The organism is Phytobacter sp. (genome assembly GCF_059074235.1).
Map to the genome: position 1 here is coordinate 1088202 of NZ_JCACPZ010000004.1, position 20125 is coordinate 1108326.

Annotated in this window: 17 protein-coding genes and 1 other annotated feature; of the genes, 6 read left to right on the forward strand and 11 right to left on the reverse strand. The window is 53.8% G+C overall.

Features of this window, described 5'->3' with window-relative positions:
- The first annotated feature begins 26 nt into the window (after nt 1-26).
- Nucleotides 27-824 carry a TraB/GumN family protein gene (locus tag AC5JPW_RS09145; protein ID WP_494239733.1) on the forward strand — a complete coding sequence of 266 codons (798 nt, stop codon included), beginning with the start codon at nt 27-29 and terminating at the stop codon, nt 822-824.
- Nucleotides 825-1008: 184 nt separating this feature from the next.
- Nucleotides 1009-1488 (forward strand): Cys-tRNA(Pro)/Cys-tRNA(Cys) deacylase YbaK, encoded by a 480-nt coding sequence (ybaK, locus tag AC5JPW_RS09150; protein WP_494239734.1) that lies wholly within the window; start codon nt 1009-1011, stop codon nt 1486-1488.
- A gap of 66 nt (nt 1489-1554) precedes the next feature.
- On the opposite strand, the gene ushA is transcribed toward ybaK, so the two are convergent.
- A complete protein-coding gene (ushA, locus tag AC5JPW_RS09155) occupies nt 1555-3207 on the reverse strand; it encodes a bifunctional UDP-sugar hydrolase/5'-nucleotidase UshA (RefSeq protein ID WP_494239735.1) in 1653 nt (550 codons plus the stop codon).
- 167 nt (nt 3208-3374) lie between these two features.
- Between ushA and AC5JPW_RS09160 the strand changes: the two genes are divergently transcribed.
- Both AC5JPW_RS09160 and ybaL read left to right on the forward strand, forming a co-directional pair.
- Nucleotides 3375-4595, forward strand: a complete 1221-nt coding sequence (locus AC5JPW_RS09160) for an MFS transporter (protein ID WP_494239736.1) — start codon at nt 3375-3377, stop codon at nt 4593-4595.
- 232 nt (nt 4596-4827) lie between these two features.
- A complete protein-coding gene (gene ybaL, locus AC5JPW_RS09165) occupies nt 4828-6504 on the forward strand; it encodes a YbaL family putative K(+) efflux transporter (protein WP_494239737.1) in 1677 nt (558 codons plus the stop codon).
- A gap of 80 nt (nt 6505-6584) precedes the next feature.
- Here the strand turns inward: ybaL and AC5JPW_RS09170 are convergent, their stop codons facing one another.
- The 9 genes from AC5JPW_RS09170 to AC5JPW_RS09210 all read right to left on the reverse strand — a co-directional run bounded on the left by AC5JPW_RS09170 (nt 6585) and on the right by AC5JPW_RS09210 (nt 15979).
- Complete coding sequence (locus AC5JPW_RS09170; RefSeq protein ID WP_494239738.1) at nt 6585-7889, reverse strand: inosine/guanosine kinase; 1305 nt, start codon at nt 7887-7889, stop codon at nt 6585-6587.
- A gap of 63 nt (nt 7890-7952) precedes the next feature.
- A complete protein-coding gene (hemH, locus tag AC5JPW_RS09175; protein WP_494239740.1) occupies nt 7953-8915 on the reverse strand; it encodes a ferrochelatase in 963 nt (320 codons plus the stop codon).
- A 112-nt stretch (nt 8916-9027) separates the two neighbouring features.
- On the reverse strand, nt 9028-9672 hold the full coding sequence (gene adk, locus AC5JPW_RS09180) for an adenylate kinase (protein WP_494239741.1): 645 nt from the start codon (nt 9670-9672) through the stop codon (nt 9028-9030).
- A gap of 206 nt (nt 9673-9878) precedes the next feature.
- Nucleotides 9879-11753, reverse strand: a complete 1875-nt coding sequence (gene htpG, locus AC5JPW_RS09185; protein WP_494239742.1) for a molecular chaperone HtpG — start codon at nt 11751-11753, stop codon at nt 9879-9881.
- Between the two features lie 137 nt (nt 11754-11890).
- Nucleotides 11891-12496: a recombination mediator RecR gene (gene recR, locus AC5JPW_RS09190; RefSeq protein WP_494239743.1), complete on the reverse strand. Its 606-nt coding sequence runs from the start codon at nt 12494-12496 to the stop codon at nt 11891-11893.
- Nucleotides 12496-12828: a YbaB/EbfC family nucleoid-associated protein gene (locus tag AC5JPW_RS09195; protein WP_003858972.1), complete on the reverse strand. Its 333-nt coding sequence runs from the start codon at nt 12826-12828 to the stop codon at nt 12496-12498. The genes recR and AC5JPW_RS09195 overlap by 1 nt, the downstream gene beginning before the upstream one ends.
- A 53-nt stretch (nt 12829-12881) precedes the next feature.
- The gene (gene dnaX, locus AC5JPW_RS09200) at nt 12882-14813 is read right to left on the reverse strand and encodes a DNA polymerase III subunit gamma/tau (RefSeq protein ID WP_494239745.1); all 1932 of its coding nucleotides are present in this window, start codon (nt 14811-14813) and stop codon (nt 12882-12884) included.
- Nucleotides 13482-13546, reverse strand: a sequence feature (DnaX frameshifting element). (Overlaps the previous gene by 65 nt.)
- Nucleotides 14814-14900: 87 nt before the next feature.
- Nucleotides 14901-15452 carry an adenine phosphoribosyltransferase gene (gene apt / locus AC5JPW_RS09205; RefSeq protein WP_494239747.1) on the reverse strand — a complete coding sequence of 184 codons (552 nt, stop codon included), beginning with the start codon at nt 15450-15452 and terminating at the stop codon, nt 14901-14903.
- A 149-nt stretch (nt 15453-15601) separates the two neighbouring features.
- On the reverse strand, nt 15602-15979 hold the full coding sequence (locus tag AC5JPW_RS09210) for a DUF454 family protein (protein ID WP_494239748.1): 378 nt from the start codon (nt 15977-15979) through the stop codon (nt 15602-15604).
- Nucleotides 15980-16046: 67 nt separating this feature from the next.
- Between AC5JPW_RS09210 and priC the strand changes: the two genes are divergently transcribed.
- Nucleotides 16047-16574: a primosomal replication protein N'' gene (priC, locus tag AC5JPW_RS09215; protein ID WP_494239750.1), complete on the forward strand. Its 528-nt coding sequence runs from the start codon at nt 16047-16049 to the stop codon at nt 16572-16574.
- Nucleotides 16575-16588: 14 nt separating this feature from the next.
- Nucleotides 16589-16762, forward strand: coding sequence for a pleiotropic regulatory protein RsmS (gene rsmS, locus AC5JPW_RS09220; protein ID WP_494239752.1), 174 nt, complete (start codon nt 16589-16591; stop codon nt 16760-16762).
- A 25-nt stretch (nt 16763-16787) separates the two neighbouring features.
- On the opposite strand, the gene mscK is transcribed toward rsmS, so the two are convergent.
- Complete coding sequence (gene mscK / locus AC5JPW_RS09225; RefSeq protein WP_494241179.1) at nt 16788-20093, reverse strand: mechanosensitive channel MscK; 3306 nt, start codon at nt 20091-20093, stop codon at nt 16788-16790.
- Nucleotides 20094-20125: the final 32 nt, after the last annotated feature.

Genomic DNA, 20125 nt, shown 5'->3' on the forward strand with positions numbered 1-20125 from the left:
TGGCTTTTTCATTTCAGGAAGCGCGTATGGGGCTGTTTCAACGGATAAAAAAATTCTTTCGGCGCCGCTATACCTGGCCTGCCATTGATATCACTCTGCCCGGTAATCGCCATCTCCACCTGGTCGGCAGTATTCATATGGGCACCGAGGGCATGTACCCCCTTCCCGTAGGCCTGCTGCGAAAACTGTACAATGCAGATGCACTGCTCGTAGAAGCGGATGTCGCCACCGGCGGTTCCCCTTTTTTAAATCTTCCTGAGTGTCCACCTCTTGCTGAGCGTCTCTCCGCTGAACAGCTTACGGCGCTTGACGACACGCTTAGCGTTCTGGGTCTGACGCGGGAAGAGTTCGATACCCGCCCTGCCTGGCACATTGCACTGGTGTTACAGGCCACGCAGGCGCAACGTCTTGGGCTGCGGCCAGACTTCGGCATCGATTATCAGTTACTGAAATCGGCACATGAACTTTCGACGCCCATCATTGAGCTGGAAGGCACCGAAAGCCAGGTGGAAATTTTGCTGAAGCTTGCCGATGGCGGGAATGAACTGCTACAGGATACGCTCACCCACTGGCATGAGAACGCACGCCTATTACAGGTGATGTTGAGCTGGTGGCTGGAGTCGCCACCGAACGAAGAACCACTGACCCTGCCGACAACCTTTAGCGCCTCGTTGCACGATGTGTTGATGCATCAGCGTAACCAGGCCTGGTGTGAGCGATTGCTGGCGCTGCCTGCGGGGCATTACGTTGTGGCGGCGGGCGCGCTGCATCTGTATGGCGAAGGGAATTTACCGGCACTCTTGCGGCAAAAAAATGGCCAATAATAGTATTGGCCCGTCAAAGAGGAATTTCAGTTTTATTATTATGCCGAAGCTCGCGCTCCGGGTGGCAAGATTGTCGCTCAAACTTTTGCCACTGCCAATACTCTTGCGCAAGATAGTACTATTTTTGCGTCCCCGGACGGGCGTATGCTGATTGCGTGAAATGACTGTGGTTTAAAGGATTGCTATGACTCCCGCCGTTAAGTTACTCGAAAAAAACAAAATCTCTTTCCAGATCCATACTTACGATCATGACCCGAATGAAACCAACTTCGGTGACGAAGTGGTGCGCAAGCTGGGGCTGAACCCCGACCAGGTGTATAAGACGCTGCTGGTCGCAATGAATGGCGACATGAAGCAACTGGCCGTTGCCGTCACGCCGGTCGCCGGGCTGCTGGATCTCAAAAAGGTGGCAAAAGCGCTGGGCGCGAAGAAAGTGGATATGGCCGATCCGATGGTGGCGCAGCGCGTCACTGGCTATCTGGTGGGTGGCATCAGTCCTCTGGGGCAGAAAAAGCGCCTGCCAACGGTGATTGATGCTCCGGCGCAAGAATTTGCCACCGTTTATGTGTCCGGTGGCAAACGCGGCCTGGATATTGAACTGGCGGCAAGCGATCTGGCAAAAATCCTTGATGCGAAATTTGCCGAGATTGCCCGCCGGGATTGAGGTTTTGTGCAGGTTGAGTACCCTAACCCTCTCCCTCAAGGGAGAGGGGACAAGGGAATCTCCGTGTTACTGCCAGCTCACCTCGCCTTTCGGCTCGTAAGCACCCGCATCCAGCGGCGAGTTTTGCTCAATAAACTGCTTGAGCACCTCGGCGTCAATAAAGCCGGTATTCACATAACCCGATTTATCGTCGATATGCGGATAGCCGTCCCCACCGGTGGCATTAAAACTTAACGTCGCCAGACGGTAGGTCTTCGCCGGATCAATGGCTTCACCTTTGATTTTGAGGTCATTGAGCACCCCGTCTTTTGCCACGAAGCTAACGTTCGCGAACTGCGGATAGGCACCCGAGTCGGGCTTCATCTTCGCCACCAGGGTCAGGTAGTCAGCCAGCTCTTTACCGCTCATGTCGGCATAGACCAGCGTGTTACCAAACGGCTGCACTTTAAGCACATCTTTATAGGTGATATCGCCAGCTTCGATAGAGTCACGTACTCCACCGCCGCTCATCACTGCAAGGTCTGCATTGGTACGGGCCATTTGTGCCGCCAGCAGCACACGTGCAAGATTGGTCTGAACAAAACGAACCTTGCTGCGATCCCCTTCCAGATGACCATTGACGTTACCGACTTTGACCTCAAGCTGCGCTTTGCCTTTGTTCTGGAATGGCGTCAGCAGGGAGAGCATTTGCGCGTTTTCCTGAATTTCAGGCGTGTAGAGTACGCGCTCACTTTTTCCGTTGTCGTAAGTGACTTTCTTCTTCAGGTTCACCGGGATGAGCTGGTAACGCACCATCTTCATCTCACCATTGCGGAACTCAAAGTCAGCACGACCGACATATTTGCCCCACTCGTGGGCCTGAACGATCCAGATGCCGTTCTGCTGATCCGGTGCGCAAGGTGTACCCGGTACGTAATCGACCTGCTTTTTATTCTCCGATGCCATGCAGACCGGGTCTTGTGAGTGACCACCCACAATCATCGCCAGCGCCCCTGTTGGCAGGCTGCGCGCCATCTCCACATCACCCGGTGCGTTTGAACCGTGCTCACCGTTATCGTAGTGGCCCATATGGGTCGTGGCGATGATGACGTCCGGTTTCTGATTCTGCTTGAGCTCGTCAATCACCAGCTTCGCTTCCTCAGCCGGTTTGCGAAACTCAATGTCAGTGAAGAACTCCGGGTTACCGATTTTGGCCGTGTCATCAGTGGTTAAACCGATGACCGCAATTTTCAGCCCCTGACGGTCGAAAATCATCCACGGCTTAAACAGGCGCTCGTTGGTGCTTTTCTGATAGATATTGGCGGACAGGAACGGGAATTTGGCCCACTTTTCCTGCTGACGCAGAACGCTCATCGGGTTATCAAACTCATGGTTGCCGACGGCCATCGCATCGTAGCCAATCAGATTCATGCCGCGAAAATCGGGTTCAGCATCCTGCAGATCGGATTCAGGAACGCCGGTGTTGATATCACCGCCAGAAAGCAACAGTACGCTGCCGCCTTCGGCTGCAACCTCTTTGCGAATGCCGTCTACCAGCGTTTTTTGCGCTGACAGACCATATTCGCCGTAATCACTACGCCAGAAGTGACCGTGGTGGTCGTTGGTATGGAGGATGGTGACCTTATAGGTTTTATCCTGCTCATAAGCCTGAACCTGCATGCTGGCCAGTCCCAGAGCGGCCAATATTGCCAGTGCCATGCTCTTTTTTAACAATTTCATGCTTCTCTCCCTGATTCATTAACAACCGCAAAAGTACTGTGCATTGCAAGAATAGACAAATAAGTTTTCAGAATTGCGACTTCCTTCAAACCTTAAGCGCAGGTATGTTAGCCAGATAATTATTACAGTTCCGATACTTTTACATCGCAAACTAAGACAGAGTATTTATGGCAATCAGTGAAAACCCTCAGCCGCTGACCGCACCTTCCGGGTCGGCAGCGAAAGCACGAACCTCGTTTGGTATTCTTGGCGCTATCAGCGTGTCGCATCTGTTAAATGACATGATTCAGTCGCTTATTCTGGCGATTTATCCCATTCTCCAGGGCGAGTTTTCCCTCTCTTTTATGCAGATCGGAATGATTACCCTGACCTTCCAGCTCTCTTCATCCCTGCTTCAACCGATAGTGGGCTACTGGACCGACAAACACCCGATGCCCTGGTCACTGCCAATTGGCATGTGCTTTACCCTCTGCGGGCTGGTGCTGTTGGCAGTGGCGGGCAGTTTTGGCACAGTCTTGATTGCCGCAGCATTGGTGGGAACCGGCTCTTCGGTCTTCCATCCTGAATCCTCCCGCGTGGCGCGTATGGCCTCGGGCGGACGTCATGGCCTTGCACAGTCCATCTTCCAGGTTGGTGGGAATTTTGGCAGCTCATTAGGTCCATTGTTGGCCGCCATCGTCATTGCGCCTTATGGCAAAGGTAACGTGGCCTGGTTTGTGTTGGCGGCATTACTGGCGATTGTTGTGCTGGCACAGGTCAGCCGATGGTATGCGGCTCAGCATCGAGTTAATGCCGGGAAAAAATTCTCCCCGGTTATCAATCCATTGCCGCGTAATAAAGTTATTCTCGCCGTTTGCGTGCTGTTAATCCTTATTTTCTCGAAATACTTCTATATGGCGAGCATCAGTAGCTATTTCACCTTTTATCTGATGCATAAGTTCGATTTATCGGTGCAAAGTGCCCAGGTTCATCTGTTTATCTTCCTGTTCGCTGTTGCCGCCGGAACCGTCATTGGTGGGCCTGTTGGCGATAAGATCGGGCGTAAATATGTCATTTGGGGCTCTATCCTCGGTGTTGCGCCCTTTACCCTGCTTTTACCCTACGCCACGTTGTTCTGGACCGGTGTATTAACGGTGATCATTGGTTTTGTGCTGGCATCAGCCTTCTCCGCCATCCTGGTGTACGCACAGGAGCTGTTACCGGGTCGTATCGGTATGGTTTCTGGACTCTTTTTTGGTTTTGCGTTCGGCATGGGAGGCCTCGGTGCAGCGGTTCTGGGCGTCATTGCCGACCACACCAGTATCGATTTGGTCTATAAAATCTGCGCTTACCTGCCGTTACTGGGAATTCTGACTATATTCCTGCCCGATAACCGCCATAAAGTGTAGTTTCTTCGGGGTCAAAGCCTGGCTTTGGCCCCCAATTTCGCTGACATAAAAGCCTTTACGACACGATCACTGCTTTTGAACTCCCTCATCCCCTCTTTTTTCGCTCAACGTGCCGTTTTCTTCAAAATTCAATAATTATTCATAAACACAATGGTTAAAATTGTCATAAACTGTAACTCGGGTTTTGGCTAATCAGCCAAAATGGATCCACGCATTAACGAAAGGAGACGGAATGCATCACGCCACACCGCTAATCACCACCATTGTGGGCGGGCTTGTTCTCGCTTTTATCCTCGGTATGCTCGCCAACAAACTGCGCATTTCCCCTCTGGTGGGTTATTTGCTTGCGGGCGTACTCGCCGGGCCGTTCACCCCGGGTTTTGTGGCGGACACCAAGCTCGCACCTGAGCTGGCGGAATTAGGCGTGATTTTGTTGATGTTTGGCGTGGGTCTTCATTTCTCGTTAAAGGATTTGATGGCGGTAAAGGCCATCGCCATCCCCGGAGCGATAGCGCAGATAGCTGTTGCGACGCTCCTGGGTATGGCGCTCTCCGCAACGCTGGGCTGGTCGCTGATGACCGGCATCGTGTTTGGGCTCTGTCTTTCAACCGCCAGTACCGTGGTGCTGCTGCGTGCGCTTGAAGAACGACAGTTAATCGACAGCCAGCGCGGGCAAATCGCCATCGGCTGGCTGATTGTTGAAGATTTGGTGATGGTGCTGACACTGGTCCTGCTGCCCGCCGTTGCAGGAATGGTTGAGAAAGGTGATGTCGGCCTGGCAACACTTGCCGTTGATATGGGCATTACCATCGGCAAAGTGGTCGCCTTTATCGCAATTATGATGGTGGTAGGACGCCGCCTGGTGCCGTGGATTATGGCGCGAAGCGCTGCAACCGGCTCGCGTGAGCTCTTTACCCTTTCGGTGCTGGCCCTGGCACTCGGTATCGCTTTCGGTGCCGTCGAACTCTTTGATGTCTCCTTTGCACTCGGTGCTTTCTTCGCCGGGATGGTACTGAACGAATCCGAGCTGAGCCATCGTGCCGCGCATGACACGCTGCCGCTACGCGATGCATTCGCGGTGCTGTTCTTTGTCTCCGTCGGCATGCTGTTTGACCCGCTGGTGCTGATTGAGCAGCCTCTGGCGGTTCTGGGTACGCTGGCGATCATCATCTTTGGTAAATCCGTGGCGGCCTTCCTGCTGGTACGCATGTTTGGTCACTCGCAACGTACGGCGTTGACCATCGCGACCAGTCTGGCGCAGATTGGTGAATTCGCCTTTATACTCGCCGGCCTGGGCATGGCGCTGGACCTGCTACCGCAGGCAGGGCAAAACCTGGTACTGGCAGGAGCTATCCTCTCCATCATGCTGAACCCTATCCTGTTCGCAGTGCTGGAAAAATATCTCGATAAGACCGAAACCCTTGAAGAGCAAACGCTGGAAGAGGCAATTGAAGAAGAGAAGCAGATCCCGGTGGATATCTGCAACCATGCGCTGCTGGTGGGCTTTGGCCGCGTTGGCAGCCTGCTTGGCGAGAAGCTGATGGCGCAGGGTATTCCGCTGGTGGTGATTGAAACCTCGCGAACTCGCGTTGATGAACTACGTGAGCGTGGTATCCGTGCGGTGCTGGGCAATGCCGCCAACGAAGAGATCATGAATCTGGCGCATCTCGACTGCGCCCGCTGGCTGCTACTGACCATCCCGAACGGTTACGAGGCCGGTGAGATTGTTACCACCGCACGCGAGAAATGCCCGAATATCGAGATTATTGCCCGCGCACATTACGATGACGAAGTGGATTACATCATGGAGCGCGGCGCCAATCAGGTCGTGATGGGCGAGCGTGAGATTGCCAATACGATGCTGACGTTACTTGAGAAGCCGCCAATTGAAGAGGCGGTGACGGGCTAAGAGTTGTACAGTCTGATGCCCTCACCCCGGCCCTCTCCCACTGGGAGAGGGAGAAAAACCGAGGGTAGTCGTTTTGGTTTTTAGCGTGCCCAGTAAGACTCTTCCAGACTGTCTTCCCGCTCTGGCAGGCCACGCGATAAACGTGGCGCATGCTGGTTCAACACCTGATAGCTCACGCGGTTCGCGTACTTGCACACCTGTGCCAGAGACGAATAGGTCAGCCAGGTGAAGTTATGCTTGCTGGAGTTCGGCACGTTCAGGCGGTGGTAGTTATTGGCGGTAATATCATGCAGCAGAGCTGCCAGCGCACCGTCGCCTGCTCCGTTGGTATTCATAATTTTTTCCGGACCGCCCATATAAGGCGCGATGTGCGAGAAGATGCGCAGCGGATTAATACAGTCTTTATGGCGCATCGCACGGCTAAATTCATACTGGTTAAACTCGGCAATGGCTCCCGGCAGCAACGGATGCTGAGTTTTCCGTTTGGCTTCGTCTTCCGTAAACCCGGCCATGTAAAGACCAATTGGACCCGCGGTACAGAGCACCAAATCAACCCAGTCTAACGCCTTATCGGATGCCACTAACGGGTCACTTTCCCCGGTCAGCGCATGGGCCTCTTCTTCGTTCATCGCCAGAATCGACACATGCTCTTTGAGGAAGTCACGCCACCATTGCGGGTTGTCAGCAATGACGTATTTAGTGCCCAGCGTCAGTACCACCGGCACGTTGTGTTTTTTGGCGTAGTTAATCGCCTGCATGGTCGCGTCCGGCATCGGTTCGCCAGGGTTACAGCGCACCAGATACGCCGTCAGAACCAATGCTGAAGCACCAGCAATCACTGACTCAGGAATGCTGTCAGCACGCAGTTGATTCATCAGCCCCGGACTGATGGCAAAAGTACGTTCACCGGAGTCGCTGATCAGCGTAAAGCAGCGGCCAATCGCACCATCCACACCCTGCAGATAGTTCAGGTCGGTACGGCTGGAGGTATTGCACAGGTAGCGATAGGCGTAGCTGCCAATCTCGATGTTGTTGCACATCACCCCGAGCAGGACGGAACGGTCATCAGCCAGCACGGAATAGTTGTGCATGGTATTACCGATGGTGCCACCGGCAAACTGATGGGTAATGAGGTTGTCGCGTACCAGCTCCTGATACAGGGCCTCTGCTACGTCGTCGGCAATCACCAGTGAATGACCGGCACTCAATCCATAACGCGCGATAAAGGCGTCATCCACTTTGGCTTCAATGTCCACCAGCGTCTGATCAATGCCTACCACCCAGGTAGCCGTAGTCTCATTTTCAGGCTGGATTTGCTGCAGCAGAGGATCGCGAGCATTAACAGGGAAATAGTGTTTGGATTTGCGTTTACCGGGAAATTTCATGGTCGTCATTACGGCGTGAGGAGTGGGCCGGGAATGGTAGCACATTCCCCGCCCGGCAGGCGATTAGCGATATTTTTCCGTAAGATTGACCATCATCTCGATATGATCGGGGGAATCATTAAGTGCAGGAATGTATTCGTATTTCTGCCCACCTGCTTCGAGGAAGAATTCCCGGTTTTGCACCGCAATTTCCTCCAGCGTCTCCAGGCAATCGGCAGAGAATCCTGGGCTCATCACCTGAATATGTTTCACTCCCTTCTCACCCAGCATTTTCATGGTTTCGTCCGTGTAAGGCGTCAACCAGGGCTCGCGGCCAAAGCGCGACTGGAAGGTCATCATCACTTTTTCCGGCGGTAATTCCAGGGCGGAAACCAGTTCGCGGGTGGTATCACGGCAGCGCTGCGGGTAATCATCCCCTTCATCAGCATAACGCTGGGGAATACCATGATAAGAGAGCAACAGCACGTCTGGTTCGCCGTGAAGGGCAAAGGAGGCCCGCACGCTGTTTGCCAGCGCCGTAATATAAGCCTGCTCGTCAGCATAGTCGCGAATAAACGAAATACCGGGGATCTGGCGTTTCTTCGCCAGAATGCGCCCCAGCTCATCCCACACCGCAGCAACGGTAGAGCAGGAATACTGCGGATAGAGTGGCAGCACGACAATATGATCTACATCCTGGGCCAGTAACTCGTCAACGGCACTTTCCAGCGACGGCGAGCCGTAGCTCATGCCCAGAGCAACGGGCACATCAGGAAGGCGAGCGGCCAACGCCTGCTGCTGTCTGCGGCTGAAGACCATGAGCGGTGAGCCCTCTTCCATCCAGACGGATTGATAGAGTTTGGCAACTCGGGGGGAACGAATCGGCAAAATCACGCCACGCAACAGCGGCCACCACAGCAGACGGGGAGTATCGACAACGCGACGGTCACTTAAGAACTGCCGAAGGTAGCGTTTAACCGCATCGGGAGTGGGTGCTTCGGGGGTACCAAGATTGGCCAGCAGAATACCTGTTTTCGCCTGACTCATTCGCGCCTCTTAACCATTGAACTGGTTAATGATTGTAACTGAAAAGCGCGTAAACGAAACCAATTGCAGCGATTGTTAAAGCATCCCCGGCGGACGCCGGGGACGGTCAGGCTTAGCCGAGGATTTTTTCCAGTTCGGCGCGCACATCGCTCACGGCTTTGGTGCCGTCAACTTTAGCGTATTGGGTGTTGCCGGATTTCGCTTCGTTCTGGTAGTAACCGATCAGCGGTGCAGTCAACTGATGGTATTCCACCAGACGCTTACGCACGGTCTCTTCCTGGTCATCTTTACGGGTGGTCAGCTCTTCGCCGGTCACGTCGTCTTTACCTTCCACTTTCGGCGGATTGAATTTGATGTGGTAAACACGACCGGAAGCCGCGTGCACACGACGACCAATGATACGGTCAACGATCAGTTCGTCCGGTACATCAAATTCCAGAACGAAATCAACATTGATGCCCGCTTCTTTCATGGCATCTGCCTGCGGGATAGTGCGCGGGAAGCCGTCGAGCAGGAAGCCGTTGCGGCAATCTTCCTGGGTAATGCGCTCTTTCACCAGGGCGATAACCAGTTCGTCAGTCACCAGTTTACCGGCATCCATGATGTCTTTTGCTTGTTTGCCCAGCTCGCTGCCAGATTTCACTGCAGCACGGAGCATGTCGCCCGTGGAGATTTGCGGAATACCGTATTTCTCCATAATGAACTGTGCCTGAGTTCCTTTACCCGCGCCCGGAGCGCCAAGCAGAATAATACGCATTGCGGAAATCCCCTCAAATGTCGATTCAAATTTTCAAAAAAGCGCTAAACGATACCACCAGAATGAATATGGCTCAAGGAAGGCGAAACGGCTGAAACGGTTAGTGGCGCAGTTATTGTGGATTTAGGGCGATTTGATGCCCTCACCCCGCCCTTCTCCCCCCTGGAGGGGGAGAAAACCAGCACGGGATGAGGGTTCTGGGAGGATTACGACAGCAGCAGTTGGTTCATACGACGGATGAACTGGTTCGGATCTTCCAGCGTGCCGCGTTCAGCGAACAGCGCCTGATCCATCAGCAGTTCAACCCATTGCGCAAACTGCGCATCATCTTGCGTTTCCGCCGTGCGCTTGACTAACGGGTGATCCGGGTTCAGTTCAAAGAGATATTTCACCTCCGGAACGCTCTGTCCCGCAGCAGCAAACAGTTTTGCCATCTGTGTGCTCATCTCGTCGTTGTCAGTGGTGACAATCGCCGGGGTATCCGTCAGACGATGGGTCAGGCGCACCTCTTTCACACGATCGCCCAGCAGGTTTTTCACGCGCTCAACAAACGGCTCAAGAGCTTTTTCTGCCTCTTTAACGCTTTCATCCACTTCGTCAGCCAGTTTATCCAGTGACTCGTCGGCTTTGGATACGGACTGGAAAGCTTTACCGTCAAACTCGGTCAGGTAGCTCATCATCCATTCGTCGATACGATCGGAGAGCAGCAGAACCTCAATGCCTTTTTTGCGCAGCAGTTCCAGATGCGGGCTGCTCTTCGCGGCGGCATAGCTGTCGGCGGTGATGAAGTAGATTTTCTCCTGGCCTTCTTTCATGCGGGAGAGGTAATCATCCAGCGATACGGTCTGCTCAGAAGAGTCGTTGTGGGTGGAAGCAAAGCGCAGCAGCTTAGCAATCGCCTGCTGGTTGGCATTATCTTCCGCCGGGCCTTCTTTCAGCGCCAGACCAAACTGGGTCCAGAAGCCCTGGTATTTTTCCGCATCATCTTTTGCCAGTTTTTCCAGCATCTGCAATGCACGCTTGGTCAGCGCATTGCGCAGATTGCGGGTCACGGTGCTGTCCTGCAGAATTTCGCGGGAGACGTTCAGAGGCAGATCGTTGGAATCTATCAGGCCACGCACAAAGCGCAGGTAATTCGGCATGAACTGCTCAGCTTCATCCATGATAAACACACGCTGCACATACAGTTTCAGTCCGTGTTTGTGGTCGCGGTTCCACATATCCCACGGCGCCTGCGACGGAATAAACAGCAGGCTGGTGTACTCCTGCTTCCCTTCCACACGGTTGTGGCTCCAGGCCAGCGGGTCAGTAAAGTCATGAGCGATGTGTTTGTAGAACTCTTTATACTCTTCGTCTTTGATTTCAGACTTGCTGCGGGTCCACAGCGCCTGTGCTTTGTTGATTTTTTCCCAGGACAGCACGGTCTCGCCGTCGACTTCTTCCTGTTTTTCAATTTCAACCGGCAGAGCAATGTGGTCAGAGTATTTGCTGATAACGGAACGTACGCGCCAGTCATCGAGGAAATCATCTTCACCTTCACGCAGGTGCAGCGTGATTTCAGTACCACGATCGGCTTTGGTGATGTCGGCTACGGTGTATTCACCTTCACCCTGAGATTCCCAGAACACGCCGTTTTCCGCGCTTTCACCGGCCGCACGGGTACGCACGGAGACTTTATCTGCAACGATAAACGCGGAGTAGAAACCGACGCCAAACTGGCCAATCAACTGGCTGTCTTTAGCCTGATCGGAACCCATGGATTCGAGGAAAGATTTGGTGCCCGACTTAGCAATGGTGCCAAGGTTTTCAATGACTTCATCGCGGCTCATCCCGATACCGTTATCAGCAATGGTCAGCGTGCGGTTCTCTTTGTTGAAAGAGACGCGTACGCGCAGCTCGCCATCACCTTCGTACAGATCCGGTTTAGACAGTGCGCGAAAACGCAGTTTATCCGCCGCATCCGAGGCGTTGGAAATAAGCTCACGCAGGAAGATTTCTTTATTGGAATACAGGGAATGGATCATCAGGTGCAGAAGTTGTTTAACTTCTGACTGGAAACCGCGCGTTTCTTGTCCTTTCATCTGGGTCGACCTCAACAATGCCATTTAATGGATTTAGCCGTCATCGCGAATGACTTAGGCTATTGAAATGATGAAGGGGAGATGGGGACGTAGGGGAGATTTTTCAAGCGGAGGCCGACAGCGCAGCCTCCGTTTGGTCAGAATTTAATCTTGTGGCGACCCGCCAGAGAGTGAGACAGCGTGGTGCCATCCACCATTTCCAGTTCACCGCCGACCGGCACGCCATGGGCGATACGGCTGGCTTCAACACCATATTGCGCGCAAAGCTCAGCAATATAGTTAGCGGTGGCCTCACCTTCGACCGTTGGGTTGGTGGCGAGAATCACTTCGGAGAGCGTTTCCGCTTCCAGACGCTGTTCCAGTCGGTCCAGACCAATATCGTCTGGCCCAATGCCATCCAACGGAGAGAGGTGGCCCATCAGCACAAAATAGCGACCGGAAAACTGCCCGGTCTGCTCAATGGCATAGATGTCTGCCGGGCTTTCCACGATGCAGATTTGGCCATTTTCCTGCCGACGTGGATTACTGCAAATATTGCAGACTTCCTGCTCGGTGAAGGTACGGCAATCTGCACAATGGCCGATTTCCGACATGGCACGGGTCAAGGCCTGTGCCAGGCGCATTCCGCCGCTGCGATCGCGCTGCAAAAGCGTAAACGCCATACGTTGCGCCGACTTCGGGCCGACACCCGGCAGGCAGCGCAGCGCTTCCATTAGCTGCGTTAACAGCGGACTGGTCTGCATCAGAACGGCATCTTAAAGCCTGGCGGCAGCTGCATTCCGGAGGAAACAGAGGCCATTTTCTCTTTCTGAGTTTCGTCAATGCGACGGGCCGCATCGTTGAAGGCTGCAGCGACCAGATCTTCCAGCATCTCTTTGTCGTCTTCCAGCAGACTTGGGTCGATTTCAACGCGACGGCAGTTATGCGCACCGTTGATGGTCACTTTCACCAGGCCCGCACCGGATTCACCGGTCACTTCCAGCTGAGCGATCTCTTCCTGCATCTTCTGCATTTTTTCCTGCATCTGCTGAGCCTGCTTCATCAGGCCACCCAGACCGCCTTTTCCACCGAACATAGGCTTCTCTCTCTTTCACGTTTAAGGATTACAACCGTAAGTCAGACTCACGATCAAAGGGGGCGAATACTCTCTTCATCCAGATCGGCGTCGAAGAAACGACGCAGGGTCTGGATATTGTTATCCGCGATAATCGCCTCACGCGCCTGCGCGAGTTTTTCTTCATAGATGGCCTGTCGCCACTCCAGCGGCGTACGCACCGCCGGATTATCATCTTCAATGATAGTCAATTCAACCGTCACGCCGTGAAGCCCACTCAGCGCATCCGCCAGCGTCTTTTGCGCAGACGGTGAATTCAAATGCCGCTGCGTCGAACGTAAATGCAACGCGATGCGATGTTCATCCTGCTCTTTCCAGGCGTTCAACGCCACCTGCTCAACCAGCTTCGGCAAAGTCAGTTTGTTGACCTCTGCTGCCCAGGCGTCGCGCTCAAGCGACTCTTCCGCCAGTTTTTTTGACAGCTCCGGGGTTTTCTCGTGCTCCAGCGCCTTTTTCAACGCCTTCGGTGTGGCAACAACCTCTTTAACTTCGTCAACAATGGTCGTTGCTTTCCAGCGATACGCTTCTTTCTTGACCGGCACCTCAGCTTTTGCGGCTGCCGGGCGGGATTGCACCCGCTCGGTCACTGACGCCAGTCTTTCCAGGGCGCTATTACTCACCGGCCGCACGCGGGTTGCGGCTGCCGGTTCACTCTTTTTTGCTTTATCCACTCCCTGAGCACGTTGCAACTGACGACGGGCGGCCAGCACCTGGTTGGTCGCTTCAGGAAGCGCGGCATCATGCTGCGGTTGCGGCTGGGCGGCTGGAGCCTGTGGTGCAATCTGCGGCGGCGTTAACACCGCAGTGGGTGCAACAGGGGCAAAAGAGTGCTGCGGGGCATCCGGTACGGTCAGCGGTTCACGCGGGTGAAAGGCCAACGCACGCAGGAGGGTCATTTCCATGCCCATGCGTCTGTCAGGCGCATAGGGCAGCTCTTTGCGACCAATCAACAGCGTCTGATAATAAAGTTGAACATCCGTTGGCGGGATAATCCGTGCCAGTTCACGCATCCGCTGTTCGATAGCGGCCATATCGCTGCCCAGTGCAGCGGGCGTTAACTGCACCATGGCAATGCGGTGGATTAGCGTTTGCATTTCGACCAGCAACGCTTCCCACTCCACGCCACGGGAAGCGGCGTCATTCACCAGCGTCATCGCCCGTTCACCGTCAGCCGCCGCAATGGCTTCTATGAGCGCCAGCGCCTGATCGTCATTAAGGGTGCCGAGCATGGTGCTCACCACCTGCGCAGTGAGATTGCCATCACCGCTGGCAATCGCCTGGTCGGTCAGACTCAGCGCGTCACGCAGGCTGCCATCGGCCGCACGCGCGATAAGCTGAAGCGCCCGGGTCGCATGGGTAATTTTCTCTTCGTCGAGAATATGCTCAAGCTGCTGGCGAATCTGATCAACATCCAGCGCCTTAAGATGGAACTGCAGGCAGCGAGAAAGTATGGTCACCGGCAGTTTTTGCGGATCGGTGGTCGCCAGTAAAAATTTGACGTGCTCTGGCGGCTCTTCAAGCGTCTTTAATAGCGCGTTAAAGCTGTGGCGCGAGAGCATGTGCACTTCATCGATAAGATAGACTTTGAAACGACCACGGGCCGGGGCATATTGCACGTTATCCAGCAGGTCGCGCGTATCTTCGACTTTGGTACGGGAGGCGGCGTCGATTTCAATCAGATCGACAAAACGCCCCTGTTCGATTTCACGACAGCTGTCACACACGCCACACGGCGTCGCAGTGATTCCCGTTTCGCAGTTCAGCCCTTTTGCCAGCAGTCGGGCAATAGAGGTTTTACCGACACCACGCGTACCGGAAAACAGATAGGCATGGTGAATGCGTCCGGAGGTTAAGCCGTTCGCCAGTGCAGTGAGCACATGCTCCTGGCCGACTACGCTCGCGAAAGTTTGGGGTCGCCATTTTCGGGCTAAGACCTGATAACTCATTGGCAGGCTCTGAAACGCTGGAAGGTGAATTTATTGAGGGGAATGCTATCACAACCTCACCCATTGGGCGAGGTTGTGGGGCGGGGATTAATGACCCGGGAACGGTACTAAGCTATAGCTGGTGATACCCTGTTTTTCCAGGCGTTGTTCGCCGCCCAGATCGAACAGGTTAATGATGAATGCTGCGTCGGTCACTTCGCCACCCAGACGGCGGATCAGTTTCACCGTGGCTTCGATAGTGCCACCGGTCGCCAGCAGATCGTCAACCACCAGCACTTTGTCGCCAGCCTGAATCGCATCAACGTGGATCTCTAACTGGTCGGTGCCGTACTCGAGCTCATAGCTTTCCGCGATGGTTTCACGTGGCAGTTTACGTGGCTTGCGTACGGGGACAAAACCGACACCCAGGCCCAATGCAACCGGTGCACCGAACAGGAATCCACGTGCTTCGGTTCCTACTACTTTGGTAATCCCGGCGTCCTTAAAACGCTCAACCAGCAGTTCAATGCTGAGAGCGTAGGCTTTCGGGTCTTCCAGCAAACTGGTGACATCACGGAACAGAATGCCCGGTTTTGGGTAATCCTGAATGCTTTTGATGCTGTTTTTTAGAAATTCAAGCTGCTGCGCAGTCGCTGTCATGGATTTTTGCCTGATAGAAACGGTATTACTCACGGTACGCGTTACGTTTTACTGTAACCGATGGTTAACATTTAACCAGTCGTACCTGTGCTCGAAAACGCCAGAATTTACTGGCTGAGCGCGACAATTGCAACAGCCATTACTGCCCTTTACGGTTTTTGTTGCTTTGCATCAATCACCGGCAGTCGCCACATAAAAATGAGCAGGCAAGTCAGGATCACCAGAAGCAGTATCCGCACCCACATCATCTTGACCAGCCACAATGAGATGGCAAAGGTCACCAGAATAACGGCAATAGCGCGCGGCTTTGCCCCTGGTGGCATCGCCCGGTACGTTTGCCAGTGACGCAAATAGCCACCAAACCAGGAACGGTAGAGCAGCCAGTTATGGAACCTCGGGGAGGAACGTGCGAAACACCACGCCGCCAGCAGAATGAATGGCGTTGTGGGTAACAAGGGTAAAACCACGCCCAGCGTCCCTAACACTACCGCCAGCCAGCCAATGATGATTAAAATAGTTCGTTTCATAATGCGAATAATTATCAGGATGAGCGGCCAATGTAACATAGTCGCAGGTTTTGCAGAGGGGTAAGAAGTGAAAAGCACATTGCTGTTACAGACACTGGAACAAAAATTAGTGCTGCTGGCGAAAGAGATAGAGCCACTGTCTCAACATGCCACGGTAGGCCCCCGCTTCGATCGTCATCTGTTTCGTACACGTAGTACCCTGATGCGCGCATATCTCAACGAAGCACGGGAGAATCTGCACGCACTGCGTCATGCCGTAGAATCCCAGCAACTTCCTCAGGTTGCCTGGCTTGCCGAGCAACTGACTTCCCAGGTTGCTGCCCTGGTTCGCGAGAGTGCAACCTGGTCGCTACGCAGCTGGGACGCGGCAAAGCCGAGTATTAACAAATGGCAGCGCCAGCGGCTTCAGCATCAGGAGTTTGAACAACGTCTGCTTAACATGAAGCGTGAACGTGAAGAACGGGTAACGCAGGTTGCAACCCTGGCCGAGCAACAGCAACTCCATAAAGAAATTATCGCGTTTGAGGAGCGGATACGCCGCTGCCGCCATGCGCTGGACAAAATTGAGCGCGTACTGGCTCACCTGACGCGTTAAGACGAGGAGAAGATATGTCACTGGAAAACGCCCCGGACGAAGTCAAACTGGCGGTCGATCTGATTATGCTGCTCGAAGAGCATGAGGTTGCACCAGACACGGTGCTCAAAGCACTGGAGATGGTGCGCCGGGATTTTGAGAAAAAAATAGCGCAGATGCCATCAATGACAACCCCTCCTTCTCCGTAAGGGAGAAAGAGGGGCAGAGTGTTAATCAATCGAGGGCTGGCGTCGGATCGTCACCTTTGATCTCACGCTTCACTTCCCGATGCTCTTCACCTTTCTCATTGTGCAGGTGCACCTCAAGTTGGTTGAAGGCAATATTGATATCATTCTCACGGCATAATCTGTCGATCGTGCGGTTTAGCTCATCCACCGTGTAACTGCGGTCGCGCAGTTCACGCACGTACAGACGCAGTTCATGGTCAAGCGTACTCGGGCCAAAGGTGGTGAAGAAGACCGACGGTTCCGGATCGTGCATCACTTTCGGATGCTCCATTGCCGCCTGTAGCAAGATCGCTTTCACTTTGTCCAGATCCGAACCGTAAGCCACACCCAAGCGGATCACCACGCGGGTGATGGTGTCGGACAGTGACCAGTTGATCAGACGCTCAGTCACAAACGCCTTGTTCGGGATAATGACCTCTTTACGATCAAAATCGGTGATGGTCGTGGCACGAATGCGAATTTTACTGACCGATCCGGAGAAGGTGCCGATAGTGACGGTATCGCCGATACGCACCGGGCGTTCGAACAGGATAATAAGGCCGGAAACAAAGTTACCGAAAATCTCCTGCAAGCCAAAACCGAGACCGACCGAGAGCGCTGCTGCCAGCCATTGCAGCTTGTCCCATGACACACCCAACGAGCCGAACACCGTCATCGCACCGGCCCCAATAATGACGTAATTGAGAATGGTGGTAATGGCGTACGATGCCCCCTGGCGCATGTTCAGCCGCGAGAGCACCAGCACTTCCAGTAAGCCCGGCAAATTTCGAATCAGCGCCCAGGCAATAACAGAGGCAATAAGCGCAAAGAGCATGCTACCCATGGTGACACTTTTCATCACCGCAGCACCCGCTTCCGTGCCATTGTAGTGCCAGAGCACAACGCTATCCAGATAGGCAAACACGGTGATTAAATCAGACCAGATTGCCCAAAACACCACGGCAAACAGGGAAACCATCAACAGCATCGTAATACGTAGCGTTTGCTGGTTGACCTGCTCAAGTGCGATGGTTGGTTCTTCCTGCGGCTCTGCCCCTTCTGCCCCCTCTTTCACCATGTTCTGGCGACGAGCCAGGGCACGACGGTAGGCAATACGCCTTGCGGCCACGCTCAGACCGCGCAATACCGTCTGATAGAGCAGATTCCAGACAATTACCAGATAGACCGTTTCAATCCAGCGTCCCGACAAACGTAGCGTGGTATAGAAGTAGCCCGTTGCTGTCAGCACCATCAAGGCAACCGGTACAAAGGCCAGCACAGTGATGGTGATGAGTCGGATGCTGTGGGACTCTTTATCACGCCAGCTTTCACGGAACATCGGCCAGACCAGGCCGGAGATGACCAGCAGGTTGAGCAGAATTACCGTCTGCCCTAACACATCGTCCATCAGGTGCAGCGGCGAGAGTTCTGAGACCACCGACCAGAAATGCAGAGGCAGCAACGCAAGGCTGATGCGGACAATCTGACGACGCCAGTGACTGGTCAGTTGCTCCGGCATATTGAAGTGGTTGACCGCTACGCCATCTTTTTCCAGGACTTTCCAGCACAAACCAAATACCAGCCAGAACACGGCCAGTTTTTTACTGAATGCCCACAGCAGTTCACTGATATTAAGCTGCATGGTCAGGAGAATCAGACCTGTTGCCAGAATAATCAGGCACACCGGCAGTGCGCGGATCAGATCGATCAATATGGCTTTCGGCGTGTGCAACTGGCTGTCGTTACGCAACTGACCGACCTGCAATGCCAGCTTCGCCTGATAGCTACGTAGCCAGCTCAAACGCCAGCGAATCAGACCGGCAATCAGCAATAAAGGCAAACCGGTCAGGAAAGCGATGACCACTGCAGGCCAGGCCTTCTCCCAGTTAACGGTGATTTTCATCTTGCCAATCTGATCTTTGAGCGCCTGCGGGAAGGATTTAATCCAGTCCCAGTCCATCGGTTTATTGCTGTTCACCCAGAAAATTTGCTGGGTCAGAATTTCCTGCAAGCTTTTCGACACGCTCATCAACTGCTGCTGATTGACCTGCAGGTTGATCGCCATCATCAGTTGGTTACCCAACTGCTTGTTCAATTGATCCAGCAGCTCACGGCGCATGTCCACGACCTGGAGCAGCGCATCATGCACTTCGTCATTGACGTCACTCTGATGGCCCTCTTCCAGTTTGGCGACGAAGGTATCGCTCTGGAACAAGGCATCGCGCTGTTGGTTGACTTCAAACTGCTCAAGACGCAAATCCGCAATGCGGTTGGTCATGTCTTCAAGTTCATCTGCCGAAGGCAAGGTTTGCTGTTGCTGGTAGAGAATACGCGACAAAAGCAGGCTTCCCTTCAACACCGAAATCTGTTCTTTAATGGTGCGCTCAGATTGCAGGGCACGGTCGAGCCAGTTTTTCACTTTGATATTCTGCTGCACCAGCGCGTTGCCATTCTGGGTAGCGGTGATGAGCTTTTGGCTAAGCTGATGGTTAACATCCAGCTCCTGCTTCACTAACGGTACGGCCTGGATACGCGCTGTCTCATCCGGCGTGACGGCTTCCTGGGCAGTTTTTTCGGTTAATGTCAGACGTTTATTGTTAACCGCTTCCTGTAGAAGCTGTAACTGGTGCTCAAGGCGATTGCTGTTGGCGGTGACATAATCACGCTGTTTTTGCAGCGTATCCTGTAACGTCGTGTTGCCTTCCAGACTCTTACGCAGTTGTTCGATTTGCGCATTCAGCAACGCCTGCTGGGTCAGCAGTAACGTCTGCTGAGTCGGGCGCAGAGCCCCTTCTCCCGCAGCGGTGCCATTTAAGCGATTACGAATCTGCTGCAACTGCTGAGAGGCCGTGTACATCTGATTCTGCACACGTTCCGGCTGCGTCTGCAAAGACACTAACTGGCTGTTGTAATTCGATAAATCGTTTTGCGATGTCTGAAGGTCATCGAGCAACTGAGCCAACCGTGACTCCAGTTGGCGCAGCGATAATGTGGAGAGCGTTTTACGCGTTTCATCATCGTTGTCTTTATCGCTCAAGCCGCTCAGGGCATCCGTCGCCTGGCGCAGTTTGTCCGGTGCCTGCGTCACCTTCTGCTTGAGCAGGGTCGTTTCCTGCTTCACCCGGTCAAGTTTATCCAGGGTATCCAGCGTTGCGGTCAAATCTTCAATAACGAGCTTGTCTACCGCAGAGTGATCTTTTTGCTTATTGAGCGCATCAAGTTGGCTTTGCACATCATTGCGGGAGGGTAAATCGTTACCGGTCGTTGCCCCGACGGCATTTCCGGTGAAGAAGGCGAAAACAATAAACAGCATGACAGCCAAAGCTGACAGCGGGCGGCGCGAGC